12 protein-coding genes are annotated in these 13,565 nt (G+C 70.1%); 9 read left to right on the forward strand and 3 right to left on the reverse strand.

Going from position 1 to position 13,565, the window contains the following annotated elements:
* The first annotated feature begins 125 nt into the window (after positions 1-125).
* The 5 genes from MKP15_RS05945 (at position 126) to MKP15_RS05965 (ending at position 7,661) form a co-directional block, all read left to right on the forward strand.
* Complete coding sequence (locus MKP15_RS05945; RefSeq protein WP_240212100.1) at positions 126-2,345, forward strand: TonB-dependent receptor; 2,220 nt, start codon at positions 126-128, stop codon at positions 2,343-2,345.
* A 164-nt stretch (positions 2,346-2,509) separates the two neighbouring features.
* Entirely contained in the window at positions 2,510-3,076 is a 567-nt protein-coding gene (locus MKP15_RS05950; RefSeq protein WP_240212101.1) for a TetR/AcrR family transcriptional regulator, read from the forward strand.
* Positions 3,073-4,725 carry an MFS transporter gene (locus MKP15_RS05955; RefSeq protein ID WP_240212102.1) on the forward strand — a complete coding sequence of 551 codons (1,653 nt, stop codon included), beginning with the start codon at positions 3,073-3,075 and terminating at the stop codon, positions 4,723-4,725. The genes MKP15_RS05950 and MKP15_RS05955 overlap by 4 nt, the downstream gene beginning before the upstream one ends.
* A 139-nt stretch (positions 4,726-4,864) precedes the next feature.
* Positions 4,865-5,869 (forward strand): HlyD family secretion protein, encoded by a 1,005-nt coding sequence (locus tag MKP15_RS05960; RefSeq protein WP_240212303.1) that lies wholly within the window; start codon positions 4,865-4,867, stop codon positions 5,867-5,869.
* Positions 5,870-5,957: 88 nt separating this feature from the next.
* On the forward strand, positions 5,958-7,661 hold the full coding sequence (locus tag MKP15_RS05965) for an amidohydrolase family protein (RefSeq protein ID WP_240212103.1): 1,704 nt from the start codon (positions 5,958-5,960) through the stop codon (positions 7,659-7,661).
* A 45-nt stretch (positions 7,662-7,706) separates the two neighbouring features.
* Here the strand turns inward: MKP15_RS05965 and MKP15_RS05970 are convergent, their stop codons facing one another.
* Both MKP15_RS05970 and gltX read right to left on the reverse strand, forming a co-directional pair.
* The gene (locus MKP15_RS05970; RefSeq protein ID WP_161613444.1) at positions 7,707-8,195 is read right to left on the reverse strand and encodes a transcriptional repressor; all 489 of its coding nucleotides are present in this window, start codon (positions 8,193-8,195) and stop codon (positions 7,707-7,709) included.
* A gap of 16 nt (positions 8,196-8,211) precedes the next feature.
* Complete coding sequence (gene gltX, locus MKP15_RS05975) at positions 8,212-9,615, reverse strand: glutamate--tRNA ligase (RefSeq protein WP_240212104.1); 1,404 nt, start codon at positions 9,613-9,615, stop codon at positions 8,212-8,214.
* Between the two features lie 221 nt (positions 9,616-9,836).
* Here gltX and MKP15_RS05980 point away from each other — a divergent pair, with 221 nt between their 5' ends.
* Complete coding sequence (locus tag MKP15_RS05980; RefSeq protein WP_240212105.1) at positions 9,837-10,670, forward strand: trypsin-like serine protease; 834 nt, start codon at positions 9,837-9,839, stop codon at positions 10,668-10,670.
* 48 nt (positions 10,671-10,718) lie between these two features.
* Here MKP15_RS05980 and MKP15_RS05985 read toward each other — a convergent pair whose 3' ends face one another.
* Positions 10,719-11,159 carry a copper chaperone PCu(A)C gene (locus MKP15_RS05985; RefSeq protein WP_240212106.1) on the reverse strand — a complete coding sequence of 147 codons (441 nt, stop codon included), beginning with the start codon at positions 11,157-11,159 and terminating at the stop codon, positions 10,719-10,721.
* 38 nt (positions 11,160-11,197) lie between these two features.
* On the opposite strand from MKP15_RS05985, the gene MKP15_RS05990 reads away from it, so the two are divergent.
* The 3 genes from MKP15_RS05990 to MKP15_RS06000 all read left to right on the forward strand — a co-directional run bounded on the left by MKP15_RS05990 (position 11,198) and on the right by MKP15_RS06000 (position 13,548).
* Entirely contained in the window at positions 11,198-11,980 is a 783-nt protein-coding gene (locus MKP15_RS05990) for an enoyl-CoA hydratase/isomerase family protein (protein ID WP_240212107.1), read from the forward strand.
* 129 nt (positions 11,981-12,109) lie between these two features.
* Positions 12,110-13,006, forward strand: coding sequence for an acyl-CoA thioesterase II (tesB, locus tag MKP15_RS05995; protein ID WP_104939254.1), 897 nt, complete (start codon positions 12,110-12,112; stop codon positions 13,004-13,006).
* A gap of 2 nt (positions 13,007-13,008) precedes the next feature.
* Complete coding sequence (locus tag MKP15_RS06000; protein WP_240212108.1) at positions 13,009-13,548, forward strand: DUF2007 domain-containing protein; 540 nt, start codon at positions 13,009-13,011, stop codon at positions 13,546-13,548.
* Positions 13,549-13,565: the final 17 nt, after the last annotated feature.

The following is a 13,565-nucleotide window of genomic DNA, read 5'->3' on the forward strand; positions in this document are numbered from 1 at the left end:
CCAGCAGGGGCGGTGGCGCGTTATGGAATAATATAACATTATGCATCGGCCCGCTTGAGCTCCCTGCTTCCCGTTTCCCGTCCCGGCCGTCCCTCGCCCCTCAATTGATACAAAGTAACAACACCATGACCCGACCCGCCCACTCCCGCCGCTTTCCGCGTCTCGCCCGCCACGCCCTGTCCGTGGCGCTTGTCGCCGCCCTTCCGGCCGCCGCCCAGGCCGCCGACGAAACCGATGGGCAGAGCCATCACCTGACCGAACTGTCCACGGTCAAGGTCACCGCCTCGCCGCTGCAGAGCGACGCCGAATCGCTCGCCAGGCCAGTCGCGGTGCTGGCCGGCGAGGAGCTGGATGCACGCAAGGGCGCCACCCTGGGCGACACCATCGCGCGCATGCCCGGGGTGCAGACCAGCAATTTCGGGCCCGGCGTGGGCCGGCCGATCATCCGTGGGCAGGAAGGCCCGCGCGTGGCGGTGGTCGCCAACGGCGTCGGCAACATGGACGCGTCCACCGTCAGCGCCGACCACGCCACCAGCATCGAGCCGTTCCTGGCCGACCAGATCGAGGTGCTGAAGGGCCCGGCGACCCTGCTGTTCGGCAGCGGCGCCATCGGCGGCGCGGTCAACGTGGTCGACGGGCGCATCGCCCGCGACCTGCCCGACCGCCCCCTGAGCGGCCGCGCCGAGCTGCGCGGCAACAGCGTCAACGACGAGCGCAGCGGCATGTTCCGGCTCGATGGCGTCAGCGGCGGCAACCTGGTGCTGCATGTCGATGGCCTGGTGCGCAACGGCGACGACTACCGCATTCCCGGCCGTGCGATCGACCCTGCGGCGCTGGACGACGACCATGACGATCACGCCGATCACGCCGATCACGGTGACGAGCTTGGTCCGCGCGGACGCCTGGAGAACAGCGCCATGCGCACCCGCGCCGGCGGCGTCGGTGCCACCTGGCTGGGCGAATCCGGCTTCCTCGGCGCCTCGCTGGGCACCTACCGCAGCAACTACGGCATCCCCAACGGCGCCCATGTCCACGCCGGCGACGATCACGACCATGACCATGACCATGACGACCACGGCGAAGAAGCGGCTGGCGAGCACGACGTGCGCATAGACATGGTGCAGAACCGCTTCGACGTGAAGGGCGGTGTCTACGATCCGCTGCCATTCCTGCAGAGCGTCACCGTGCGCGCGGCCTGGACCGACTACGAGCACACCGAACTGGACGCCGGCACCCCGTCCACCCGCTTCACCAACAAGGGCGTGGAAGGCCGCGTGGAAGCGGTGCAGACCCCGCTGGCCGGCTGGAACGGCGCGTTCGGCCTGCAGTTCGGCGACAGCGACTTCGGCGCGCACGGCGAGGAGGCCTTCGTCCCCGGCACCACCACCCGCAGCCTGGGCCTGTTCGTGCTGCAGGAAAAGCAGTTCGGTCCGCTCAAGCTGGAACTGGGCGGCCGCCACGACCGGGTCCGGCTGAGCCCGGAGGGCACCGCGCCCGACCGCGACTTCGGCGCCACCAACCTGTCGGCGGCCGGCATCTGGACGGTCAACGACCATGTCGACCTGCGCTTCGGCGTGGACCGCTCCGAGCGCGCGCCGACCAACGAGGAGCTGTACGCCGCCGGCGCCCACATCGCCACCCGCTCGCTGGAGATCGGCGACGCCAACCTGGACACCGAGCGCGGCCACCGCATGGAACTGGGCCTGCACGCGCACAGTGACCGCATCGACGTCTCGGCCGCGGTCTACCAGACGAAGTTCAGGGACTTCATCTATCTGGCCGACACCGGCGTGGTCGAGCAGGGCCTGCCGGTCCGGGTCTGGACCCAGCAGGACGCCACCTTCAAGGGCGCCGAGGCCGAGGCCATGTTCCATCTGGTCGAAGGCGACAGCGGCGACTGGGACCTGCGCGTGTTCGGCGACTACGTCAAGGCCGAACTGGACGGCAGCGGCAGCCGCCGTGCGGACATCGCCGTGCCGCATGGCGACCACAGCCACGCTTACAGCGTGGACCTCGCCAACGGCGGCCATCTGCCGCGGATCGCGCCGGCACGCGTCGGCGCCGACCTGCGCTGGGCCCGCGACGGCTGGCGCGCTTCGCTGGGTGCGATCCGCTACGACAGCCAGCGCGACGTCGCCGCGAACGAGGCACCCAGCCCCGGCTACACCCTGGTCGACGCGCACCTTGCCTACCGCTGGGACCGCAACGGCAGCAACAGCTACGAGCTGTTCCTGGACGGCAGCAACCTGGGCAACCGCCAGGTGCGCCCGCACACCTCGCTGCTGCGCGACTACGCACCGCTGCCCGGCCGCGGCGTCGCCTTCGGCATCCGCGCCTGGTTCTGACCGGCGCGCTGCCGACGACGGCATGAAGGAAGGGGCCGCAAGGCCCCTTCCGCTTTTCCGGCACCCGGCCGCCACCGCCGCGCAGGTGAACGCCCGCCCCGGCGGACACTGCGTTTCACGCCGCGCTCATTGCAAGCGGACACTTTTGTCCGGATCATGTGTGCATGACCTCGATCCGTTCCGATGCCGCCGCGCGTCGCGCCCAGCTGCTGGACGCGGCCGACGCCGTGTTCGGCGAACACGGCATCACCGCGCCGCTGGACCTGGTGGTGGAACGGGCCGGCGTCGGCCGTGCCACGCTGTACCGCAACTTCCCCGACCGCGCCGCGCTGATCGAGGCGATGCTGCAGCGCACGGTGGAGAAGATCCAGGCGCACGTGGCCGAACTGGGCGAGCGCGATGACGCCCTGTTCGCGCTGCTCGAGGGCATGGCCCGGCGCATCGTGCACTCGCCGGCGCTGGCCGATTACTGGCGCGCCGTGGACCAGAACGATCCGCCGATCCGCGCCGCGCGCCAGCGGGTCCTGAAGCTGATGGAGCCGGCCCTGGAGCGGGCGCGGGCGGCGGGCCTGTGTCGCCCGGACCTGGCGCTGGCCGACCTGTCGCTGGTATCGAGCATGCTCGGCGCCGCGCTGCGCGGACGCACCCGCGCCGAGCGGGCCCGGCTCGCCAGCCGCGCACTGCAGTTGCTGCGCCCCGGGCTAACCGCGACCGGGGGCGCCGGCGAATGAAACCGCTCAAGCCGATCCCGGACTGGGAGGAACACGAAAAACCCACCCTGCCCGGCTCCGCGTCGATGCCCTGGCATCCGCCGCACCGACGCGCGGCCTACGCCGCGGTGGCGGTACTGGTGGCGATCACCGGCGGCCTCGGCAACGCGCTGCTCAGCGCCAACCTGCCGTGGATCCAGGGGCAGATGGGCCTGCAGCCCAGTGAAGCCAACTGGCTGGTGGCGTCCTACGTGATGGTCAACGTCACCGCCAACCTGCTGGTGTTCAAGTTCCGCCAGGAGTACGGCATCCGCCTGTTCGCCGAACTGGGCTTGGGGGTCTACGCGGCGCTGGCGGTGCTGCACCTTGCGGTGGGCGGGCTGGCGACGACGATCCTGGTGCGCGCGGCCAGCGGGTTCGCGGGCGCGGCCTGCACCACCCTGGGCACGCTGTACATGCTGCAGGCGCTGCCACGCAGGTACGTGGGCAACCTGCTGGTGGTCGGCATGGGCCTGTCGCAGCTGGCGGTGCCGCTGGCATGGCTGCTGTCGCCGGGCCTGCTCGACCACGGCGAATGGCACAACCTGTACCTGTTCGAGGCCGGGCTGGCGCTGTGCGCGTTCGCCGCGGTGGTGATCCTGAAGCTGCCGCCGGGCATCCAGATCAAGGTGTTCGAGCCGCTGGACTTCGTCACCTTCGCCATCCTCGCCCCGGCGCTGGCGATGCTGGTCATCGTGCTCAGCCAGGGCTACCTGCACTGGTGGTTCGACACGCCGTGGCTGGGTGGGCTGCTGGCCGCGGCGACGCTGCTGGTGCTGGTGGCGTTCCTGATCGAACACTACCGGCGCAACCCGCTGCTGCAGATCCGCTGGCTGATGGGGCCGACGATGCTGCGCTTCATCGCCGGCGCGTTCCTGATCCGCTTCCTGACCAACGAGCAGTCCTACGGCATGGTCACGATGATGCGCACCCTGGGCATGGGCCCGGAGCAGATGGCGCCGCTGTTCGCGGTGATCCTGCTCGGCGTGCTCACCGGCATCGCCGCCGGCGCGCTGACCTTCGGCCCGAAGGCGCTGATACCGCAGTTGCTGGCGTCGATCATCCTGCTCGGCAGCGCCGCTTTCCTCGACCAGCACCGCACCAGCCTGGACCGGCCGATGGATTTCGCGCTCAGCCAGTTCCTGGCGGCGGTGGGCAGCGGCATGTTCATGGGCCCACTGATGCTGACCGGGATCCGCCAGGCCATGGCGCGCGGGCTGGACCACATCGTGTCCTTCATCGTGGTGCTGTCGCTGACCCAGACCTTCGGCGGCCTGGCCGGCTCGGCCCTGCTGGGCAGCTACCAGCTGCATCGCGAGCACGTGTACTCCAGCCAGCTGGTCAGCCAGCTGGATCCGACCGATCCGACCGTGGCCCAGCGCCTGCGCGCGCAGCAGCAGGGCTACGCCCGCCTGGTCACCGACCCGGTACAGCGCCAGGCCCAGGCCGCCGCGGCGCTGGCGCAGGCCGCCAGGCGCGAGGCCAACGTGCGCGCGTTCAACGACGTGTTCGCGCTCAGTGGCTGGCTGGCGATCGGCTTCCTCGGCTGGCTGCTGCTGGAAGTGCTGTTCCGCAACCCCACCGTGAAAAAGGCGATCCGGCCGGCCACGGCCGCAACGCCCTCCAAGTGAAACCAACGACATGAGCGACAAACAGCAGACACCCGGCGATGCCGACGCGCAGATCACCGACGCCAGCGATGGCGAGGCGGCGGCGGCGCCGGCACCGGTCTCCAAGTACAACACGCCCAGCCGCGCCAGCGTGGTGGTGATGGTCGCCATCGCCCTGCTCGGGCTGACCCTGATCCTGCGCGCCTGGCAGCTGTGGCCGTTCAACAGCAGCCATGTGCATACCGACGACGCCTACGTGCGCGGCCAGGTCACGGTGCTGGCGCCGCAGGTCAGCGGCTACGTGACCGACGTGCTGGTGAAGGACTTCGACCATGTGAAGCAAGGGCAGCCGCTGCTGCGCATCGACGACCGCAGCTACCGGCAGAAGGTCGACCAGGCCGAGGCGGCGCTGGCCGAGGCGCGCGCGCAACTGGCCAACTCCGACCAGAGCCAGGCGCAGGGCCGTGCGCAGATCGCATCGGCACGGGCCAACCTGTCCGCCGGCCAGGCCGAGCGGCAGCGCACCGGTACCGAACTGCAGCGCTACGAAACCCTGGCCGCGCAACAGCTGGTATCCAGCAGCGACCGCGACAGGCTGCGCGCCAGCGCGCAGGCGGCCAACGCCGGGGTGGCGCAGTCGCAGGCGGCGATCCGTATCGCCGAGGAGAACCTCACCGCCACCCGCGTCGCGCGGCAGGGGCTGGAAGCGCGCGTGGCCAGTGCGCAGGCGGCGCTGGAGCTGGCGCGGATCGACCTGGACAACACCGTCATCCGCGCCCCGCGCGACGGCCAGCTGTCCGAGGCCTCGGTGCGGCTGGGCCAGTACGTCACCGCCGGTACCCAGCTGCTGTTCCTGGTGCCGGACAGCCTGTGGGTCGTGGCCAACTTCAAGGAAGGCCAGACCTGGAAGATGGCCATCGGCCAGCCGGCCAGCTTCAGCGTCGACGCCTTCCAGGGCCAGCACCTGCACGGCCATGTCGAACAGATCGCCCCGGCCACCGGCTCGGAGTTCGCCGTGCTCAAGCCGGACAACGCCAGCGGCAACTTCACCAAGGTGGTGCAGCGGCTGCCAGTGCGCATCGCCATCGACCCGGACCAGCCGCTGGCCGCGCGCCTGCGCCCGGGCATGTCGGTGGTGGTGGAAGTGGATACGGCCCAGCGCTGAGCTCCCCGGCCGGGCACCACGCCGCCGACACACCGGCATCCACCGGGCTGCGCTAGGCTGTTGCCCCGCCCCCGGTTCGGATATCCCGATGAAATCGCCTCTGGCCCTCGCCGTGCTCGCCGCCTGCACGCCCGCCGGCGCCCTTGCCGCCGATACGCTGTACTCGGGCGGCACCATCCTCACCATCAACGACCGCCAGCCGCAGGTCGAAGCGGTGGTGGTGCGCGACGGGCGCATCGCCTTTGTCGGCACGCGCCGGGCGGCACTGGACTTCAGCCCCGCCGCACACCAGGTCGACCTGCAGGGCCATACCCTCACCCCCAGCTTCATCGACGGCCACAGCCATGTCTCCGGCACCGGCCTGCAGGCGCTGTCGGCCAACCTGCTGCCCGCCCCCGATGGCGAGGGCAACTCGATCCCGGACCTGCAGCGGATCATGCGCCGGTTCCTGACCGGCACCGCCATTCCCGGCGGCTACAAGGTGCTGATCGGCTTCGGCTACGACGATTCGCAGCTGGCCGAACGGCGCCACCCCACCCGCGAGGAACTGGACGCCATCACCACGCAGATCCCGGTGATCCTGATGCACCAGTCCGGCCACCTGGGGGCCTACAACAGCAAGGCGCTGGAGGTGGCGGGGATCACCGCGGCCACGCCCGACCCGGAAGGCGGGGTGATCCGCCGTGAACCCGGCTCGCGGGTGCCCAACGGGGTGATGGAGGAAAACGCGCACAACCTCACCCTGGCCAAGCTGATGCCCACGCTCGGCCTGGACGAGGCCATGGCGATGCTCGAGGCTGGCCAGGCGCTGTACATGAAGCACGGCTACACCACCGCCCAGGACGGCAATACCGATGCCGGCACGCTGGCGATGCTGCCGCTGGCCGGCAAGAGCGGGAAGCTGAAAATCGACGTAGTCGCCTACCCCAACATCGAGGTGGCGCTGAGCAACCCGGCGATGCAGGGGCCGTACTACAGCCGCCAGTACACCGACCACTTCCGCATCGGCGGGGTCAAGATCACCCTGGACGGCTCGCCGCAGGGCAAGACCGCCTGGCTGACCCAGCCCTACTACAAGGTGCCCGAAGGCCAGAAGCAGACCTACGCCGGCTACCCGATCTTCACCAACGCCCAGGCCGACGAGCTGATCAACCGCGCCTGGGAACACGGCTGGCAGGTGCTGGCCCACGCCAACGGCGATGCCGCCATCGACCAGTTCATCCACGCCGTGAGCGCGGCCGAAAAAGCCCACCCGGGCAGGAAACTGCTGCCGGTGCTGATCCACGGCCAGACCCTGCGCAGGGACCAGGTGCCGCAGATCGCCCGGCTCGGCATCTTTCCCTCGCTGTTTCCGATGCACACCTATTACTGGGGCGACTGGCACCGCGAATCGGTACTGGGCCCGGCGCGTGCCGAGAACATCTCGCCCACCGGCTGGGTACTGGATGCCGGCATGAAGTTCACCTCCCACCACGACGCACCGGTGGTGTTTCCCGACGCGATGCGGGTGCTGGACGCTACCGTCAACCGCACCACCCGCAGCGGCTATGTACTCGGCCCGGACCAGCGGGTCACCCCGCTGCAGGCGCTCAAGGCCCTCACCCTGTGGGCGGCCGAGCAGTATGGCGAGCAGGACAGCAAGGGCTCGATCGAGACCGGCAAGCGCGCCGACCTGGTGGTGCTCTCGGACAATCCGCTGACCATCGCGCCGGCCGAACTGCACACCATCAAGGTGCTGCAGACGATCAAGGACGGCGAGGTCGTCTATCGCGCGGACGAGGCGGCGAAATAAGCCGCCCCGCGCTGTTCCGGTGCCGGCCCGGGGCCGGCGCCGCGATCAGCCGGCGCACTCCGCGCACAACCCGTGTACTTCCAGGGTCTGTGCCTGCGGCTTGAAACCCAGTTCGCGGGCGCGGTTCTCGAGCTGGCGCACGATGTCCCGGTCCTCCAGCTCGACCGCGCTGTGGCAGCGGTCGCAGATCAGGAACGGCACCGAGTGCTGGTTGCTGCTGGGGTGGTGGCAGGCGACGAAGGAATTGACCGACGACAGCTTGTGCACGAAGCCGTTGGCCATCAGGAAATCCAGCGCGCGGTACACGGTGGGCGGGGCGTCGGCGCCCACGCCCTTGCCCTCGCGCACCCAGTCCAGCAGTTCGTAGGCCTTGACCGGCTTGCCGGCTTCGGCGATCAGCCGCAGCACGTTGGCGCGGATCGGCGTGAGCCGCAGCCCGCGCTCGCGGCACACCCGTTCGACCACGGCGATGAAATCCGCCGCGTCGTCGACATGGTGATGGGGGGCGGTGCAGCTGTGCTCGTGTCCGGTCATGTCTGCCTCGGCGGGATCAACCCTTCGGGACCTTGATGAGTGCGGCGTCGATGCGTTTCAAGGCTTCGTCGCGGCCGGCCAGGTACACCGTGTGCGAGATGTCCGGGCTGACCTGGGTGCCGGTGATGGCCACGCGCAGCGGTTGCGCCACCTTGCCCATGCCGATCTCCAGCGCGGCGGCGGTGTCATGCAGGGCCACGCCCACGCTCTCCGCGGTCCACTGCGGCAGCCCCGCCAGCAGCGCGCGCGCCTTGCCCAGCGCCAGCTCGGCACCGGGCTTGAAGTGCTTGGCCACGGCCGCCTCGTCGTATTCGGTCAGCGGCTGGTACCAGACCACCGCCTTCTCGGCCATTTCCTTCAGCGTCTGCACGCGCTCGCGCAGGGCGATGACCACGTCCACCGGCGCCGGGCCGGCGGCCAGGTCCAGGCCCAGCTTTTCCAGCTGGTAGACCAGGTGCGGCGCGATGCGCTCCGGCGCCTCGGTCTTGAGGAAGTGCTGGTTGACCCAGCCGAGCTTGGCCATGTCCAGGCGCGAGGCCTTGGAGTTGCAGTTCTTCACGTCGAACAGGTCGATCAGCTCCTGGCGGCTGAACAGTTCCTGGTCGCCGTGCGACCAGCCCAGCCGTGCTAGGTAGCTCAGCAGCGCGTCGGGCAGGTAGCCGGCGTCCCGGTACTGCATCACGTCCGCCGCGCCGGTGCGCTTGGACAGCTTGGCACCCTGCTCGTCCAGGATCATCGGCATGTGCCCGAACTTCGGCACCGGCGCACCGATGGCCTCGTACAGGTTGATCTGGCGCGGGGTGTTGTTGATGTGGTCGTCGCCGCGGATGACCTCGGTGATGCCCATGTCCCAGTCGTCCACCACCACCGCGAAGTTGTAGGTGGGGTAACCGTCGGGACGGAAGATCACCATGTCGTCCAGTTCGCTGTTGGCGATCTCGATGCGGCCCTTGATCAGGTCGTCGAAGGCGACCACGCCGTCGAGCGGGTTCCTGAAGCGGATCACCCGGTTCGGGTCGTCCCTGTACGGCAGGCCCAGGTCGCGCGCGGCGCCGTTGTAGCGCGGCTTTTCCTGCCGGGCCATCGCGGCCTCGCGCATGGTATCGAGCTCCTCGCGGGTCTCGTAGGCGTAGTAGGCCTTGCCGGCGGCGATCAGTTGCTCGGCCACTTCCCTGTAGCGGGCGACGCGGTCGGTCTGGTAGACCGGGCCTTCGTCGTAGTCCAGCCCCAGCCAGTCCATCGCTTCCAGGATGGCGTCGATCGCCGCCTGGGTGCTGCGCTCGCGGTCGGTGTCCTCGATGCGCAGCACGAATTCGCCGCCGCGGTGGCGGGCCTCCAGCCAGCAGTACAGCGCGGTGCGGGCGCCACCGATGTGCAGGTAGCCGGTGGGACTGGGGGCGAAGCGGGTGCGGACGGTCATGACGGGCGTGGAAGTGGGAATGGGCGCATTTTACCGCGTGATGGCTGCAACAAGCCGCTCCTGTCCTTTGCCCGGAAATCCGCCCAATCCGCCATGTGCGCGCAGGAGCCCGCGAGCGAATACGATGACGGGGACTTATTCCGGGGATACGGCCGGCCGCATCCGCGGAACGTAACGGTACCTCCCTGGACATTCCATCGCCGCCCACTCCGGAACCGCCCATGCGCCGATTCGCCTGGCTCCTGCTGCTTCTCACCGTTCCCCTGGCTGCCGGCGCCGTCGTGATCCGGCACGACGTCGACGATGCGAAGTACCGCGTGCCCGCCTCAGCCTTCCCGGCGCTGGTCGACATGCCCGGCGAGGGCCATGGCGTGCTGATCGCGCCGCGTTGGGTGGTGACCGCGGCGCATACCCTCCCGGCCCATTCCCCGCTCGGCCAGGTCGTGGTCGACGGGCGGCCGCGCGAGGTCGCGCGTGTCGTCGTCCATCCGGGCTACCGGACGCTGCCGCAGGCACTGGTCGACCAGGCCATGGCCAGCGGCGAGGCGATGCTGATCGTGGCTTTCCTCGCCACCTCCGACGACATCGCGCTGATCGAACTCAGGCAACCGGTGGCGGGCGTGGCGCCTGTCGCGCTCTACCCGCGCGGCGACGAGCCTGGCCGGACCATCGCGATCGTGGGAATGGGCGCCACCGGCACCGGCGCCACGGGGCACGATCCCGCCGGCCCCAACCGCACCGAGCTGCGCCGCGCGTTCAATATCGTCACCAGCGCCTATGACCGCTGGCTCTGCTATGTGTTCGACGAACCGCCCGCCGCCCTGCCCCTGGAAGGCATGCTGGGAAACGGGGACAGCGGAGGCCCGCTGCTCATCGAGGACGGCGGCCAATGGCGCCTGGCCGGCCTCGGGTCATGGAAGGTGATGGCAGGCGACGTGCGCACCGCGCGGCCGGGACGTTACGGCCAGACCGCGTGCAACGTGCGTGCGAGCCACTACGCCGACTGGATCCAGGCGGTGATCTCCGGGCGCCCGCCGGCGCAGGCGGGAAGCTGAGCACCGCGCCGGCTGGCGCGGCCTTGGCGGCACACCCCGGCTTCCATCTCAGGGCCTGCGCACCACCAGCTCGCCGTGCACTTCGGTACCGTCGGACAGCACCAGCGACACCGGCACGCGCTGGCCTTCCTGCAGCGGGCCGCTGCCATCCATCAGCATCAGGTGCAGCCCGCCGGGCTTGAGCTCGACGCCCTTGCCCGCCGCCAGCGGCAGGCGCTCGATCGCGCGCATGCGGCTGACCCCATCGACCAGCGTGGTTTCATGCACGGACACGTCCTTGAACGCCGGGCTGCGCACCGCGGTCACCGCCACGTCGGCCTTGCAGGTGTTGTCGATGCGACCGAAGCCACCGGCCATGTGCGCCATCGCCGGGAAACGGATCCAGCCGCCATCCAGGCGCACGCACGACGACGGCGCGGCCTGCGCCAGCGCACTGGCGGCGAGGCCGGCCATGCCCAACAGTACGCACGCGAATGGTTTGGTTATCATCGGACCCTCGACTCCCTGCCGTAATTCGAGGCCGCAGCATGACAACGCTTATCGACACGATCAACCACGGCCCCGTGCGCGAACTGCGGCTGGCACGGCCGCCGGTCAACGCGCTGGATACCGAGCTGTGCCGCGCGCTCATCGCGGCGATGAACCAGGCCATGGCCGAGGACGTGCAGGGCGTGGTGCTGTCTGGCAGCGAGCGCGTCTTCACCGGTGGCATGGACGTGCCCTACCTGCTGCGCCATGGCGAAGACCGGCAGCGGCTGATGGACAGCTGGCAGGCGTTCTTCGGCGCCGCGCGCACGCTGGCCGACAGCCGCATCCCGGTGGTGGCCGCATTGACCGGGCACTCCCCGGCCGGCGGCTGCGTGTTGGCGCTGTGCTGCGATTACCGGGTGATGGCGCGCAGCGTCGATCCGGCCAAGCCGTACCTGATCGGCCTGAACGAAGTGCAGGTGGGGCTGGTCGCGCCGGAAGGCATCCAGCGGCTGATGCGACGCGTGGTCGGTGCGCACCGGGCCGGGGTGCTGCTGGCGGGCGGGCAACTGGTCAGCGCCGAGCGCGCGCTGGAGATCGGGCTGGTGGACGAACTGGCCGACGGCGCCGACGCCGTGGTCGCACGCGCGCTGGCGTGGCTGCAGGCGCAGCTGACGCTGCCGCGGCAGCCGATGCTGCAGACCCGCGCCATTGCCCGCGCCGACCTGCACGAGGCGATGCAGCCGCAGCACATCCAGCTGGAGCGCTTCGTCGAGGCCTGGTATTCGGCCGACGCCCAGGCCGCGCTGCAGGCCCTGGCGGCCAGGCTGGGCAAAAGCTAGGAACGGGGTGGCGAGGAACCAGAAACGGAGAGAGGCACGGCACGCTGCCGCCGCTTTCACCCGGCTCTCGTTCCTCTGCACGCGTTTCTGCTCCAAAATGGCGGCCTGTCGAACCCCAGGCCCGCCCTCTTGTCCGCCAACGCCGACCCCGTGGTACCCGAACTGATCGACCTGCTGTCGCTGGAGCGACTCGAGGACAACCTGTTCCGGGGCCAGAGCCGCGACATCGGCACCAAGTACGTGTTCGGCGGGCAGGTGCTGGGGCAGGCGCTGGCCGCCGCCCAGGCCACCATCGACAACGGCCGCCACGTGCATTCGCTGCACGCCTATTTCCTGCGCGCCGGCAACATCGACCACCCGATCATCTACGACGTCGACCGCACCCGCGACGGCGGCAGCTTCTCGGTGCGCCGGGTCACCGCGATCCAGCACGGCAAGGTGATCTTCTTCTGTGCGGCCTCGTTCCAGCAGGCCGAACGCGGCGCCGAGCACCAGCACAAGATGCCCGAGGTCCCGCAGCCGGAAGACATCGAGCCCAACCGCCCGCTGCCGCCGGAGGTGCTCGAACGACTGCCGGTGAAGGTGCAGCGCTGGCTCTCGCGCGGCGGCCCGTTCGAGTTCCGCCACGTCTACCCGCGCGATGAACTGCATCCGCCCAAGCGCCCGCCCTACCACCAGGTGTGGATGCGCCTGAACGAGCGCGTCGGCGATGCGCCGGAGCTGCACCAGGCGCTGCTGGCCTATGCCTCGGATTTCCACCTGCTGGGCACCGCGACCTTCCCGCACGGCATCAGCTACTACCAGCCGCATGTGCAGATGGCCTCGCTCGACCATGCGCTGTGGTTCCACCGCCCGTTCCGCGTGGACGACTGGCTGCTGTATTCGCTGGACAGTCCGAGCGCGCAGGACTCACGCGGCCTGGCCCGCGGCCAGTTCTTCACCCGCGACGGCGTGCTGGTGGCCAGCACCGCGCAGGAAGGCCTGATCCGGGTCGCGCCGGCGGCCGGCGAAGGCGGCGGGGAGTAAGCATGCGCAAGATCTTCACCAGCCAGCGCGTGGAAAACGCCGAAGGCGTGGCCGCCCTGCTGCGCGAGGCCGGCATCGAGGTCCGCATCACCAACGGCCGCTCGTACCAGAGCAGGCGCCGCGGCCAGTTCAGCTATCTGGACAAGAAGGACGACAGCCAGTTGCCCACCGTCTGGGTGGTACGCGCCGACGACCAGCCGCGCGCCCGCGAGATCCTGCGCGACGCACGCCTGCTCGACACTACCCGCCGCGACCACCCGGTCGCCGAATACGCATTCCGCGACCCGCCGGCGGCGTCCGGCAGCCGCAGCTGGGCCTGGCGCATCCGCATCGCGCTGCTGCTGGTGATCGCCGCCGTCGCGCTGGTGGTCATGCTGCGCCACCGCGCCGCACCGCCGACCGCACCGGTGTCTGCACCGGCGCCGCAGGTGCAACCGGCCCCCGGCCAGGACAACGCGGACGGCTTCCGGGTACGCATCCAACCCAGCCAACCGGCCCCGGCCCCAACGCCAGCCGCACCGGCAACGCCACCGAAGCCCTGACCGGCAGGCGGGCAGTC

Source organism: Stenotrophomonas sp. Y6 (assembly GCF_022436665.1).
Taxonomy (GTDB): domain Bacteria; phylum Pseudomonadota; class Gammaproteobacteria; order Xanthomonadales; family Xanthomonadaceae; genus Stenotrophomonas; species Stenotrophomonas acidaminiphila_A.

Coding starts and splice junctions, on each gene's coding strand:
- MKP15_RS06000 (WP_240212108.1), top strand. CDS start 13,009: ATGCGCAAGATCTTCACCAGCCAGCGCGTGGAAAACGCCGAAGGCGTG.
- MKP15_RS05950 (WP_240212101.1), top strand. CDS start 2,510: ATGACCTCGATCCGTTCCGATGCCGCCGCGCGTCGCGCCCAGCTGCTG.
- gltX (WP_240212104.1), bottom strand. CDS start 9,615: ATGACCGTCCGCACCCGCTTCGCCCCCAGTCCCACCGGCTACCTGCAC.
- MKP15_RS05955 (WP_240212102.1), top strand. CDS start 3,073: ATGAAACCGCTCAAGCCGATCCCGGACTGGGAGGAACACGAAAAACCC.
- MKP15_RS05965 (WP_240212103.1), top strand. CDS start 5,958: ATGAAATCGCCTCTGGCCCTCGCCGTGCTCGCCGCCTGCACGCCCGCC.
- MKP15_RS05990 (WP_240212107.1), top strand. CDS start 11,198: ATGACAACGCTTATCGACACGATCAACCACGGCCCCGTGCGCGAACTG.
- MKP15_RS05985 (WP_240212106.1), bottom strand. CDS start 11,159: ATGATAACCAAACCATTCGCGTGCGTACTGTTGGGCATGGCCGGCCTC.
- MKP15_RS05970 (WP_161613444.1), bottom strand. CDS start 8,195: ATGACCGGACACGAGCACAGCTGCACCGCCCCCCATCACCATGTCGAC.
- MKP15_RS05960 (WP_240212303.1), top strand. CDS start 4,865: ATGGTCGCCATCGCCCTGCTCGGGCTGACCCTGATCCTGCGCGCCTGG.
- MKP15_RS05980 (WP_240212105.1), top strand. CDS start 9,837: ATGCGCCGATTCGCCTGGCTCCTGCTGCTTCTCACCGTTCCCCTGGCT.
- MKP15_RS05945 (WP_240212100.1), top strand. CDS start 126: ATGACCCGACCCGCCCACTCCCGCCGCTTTCCGCGTCTCGCCCGCCAC.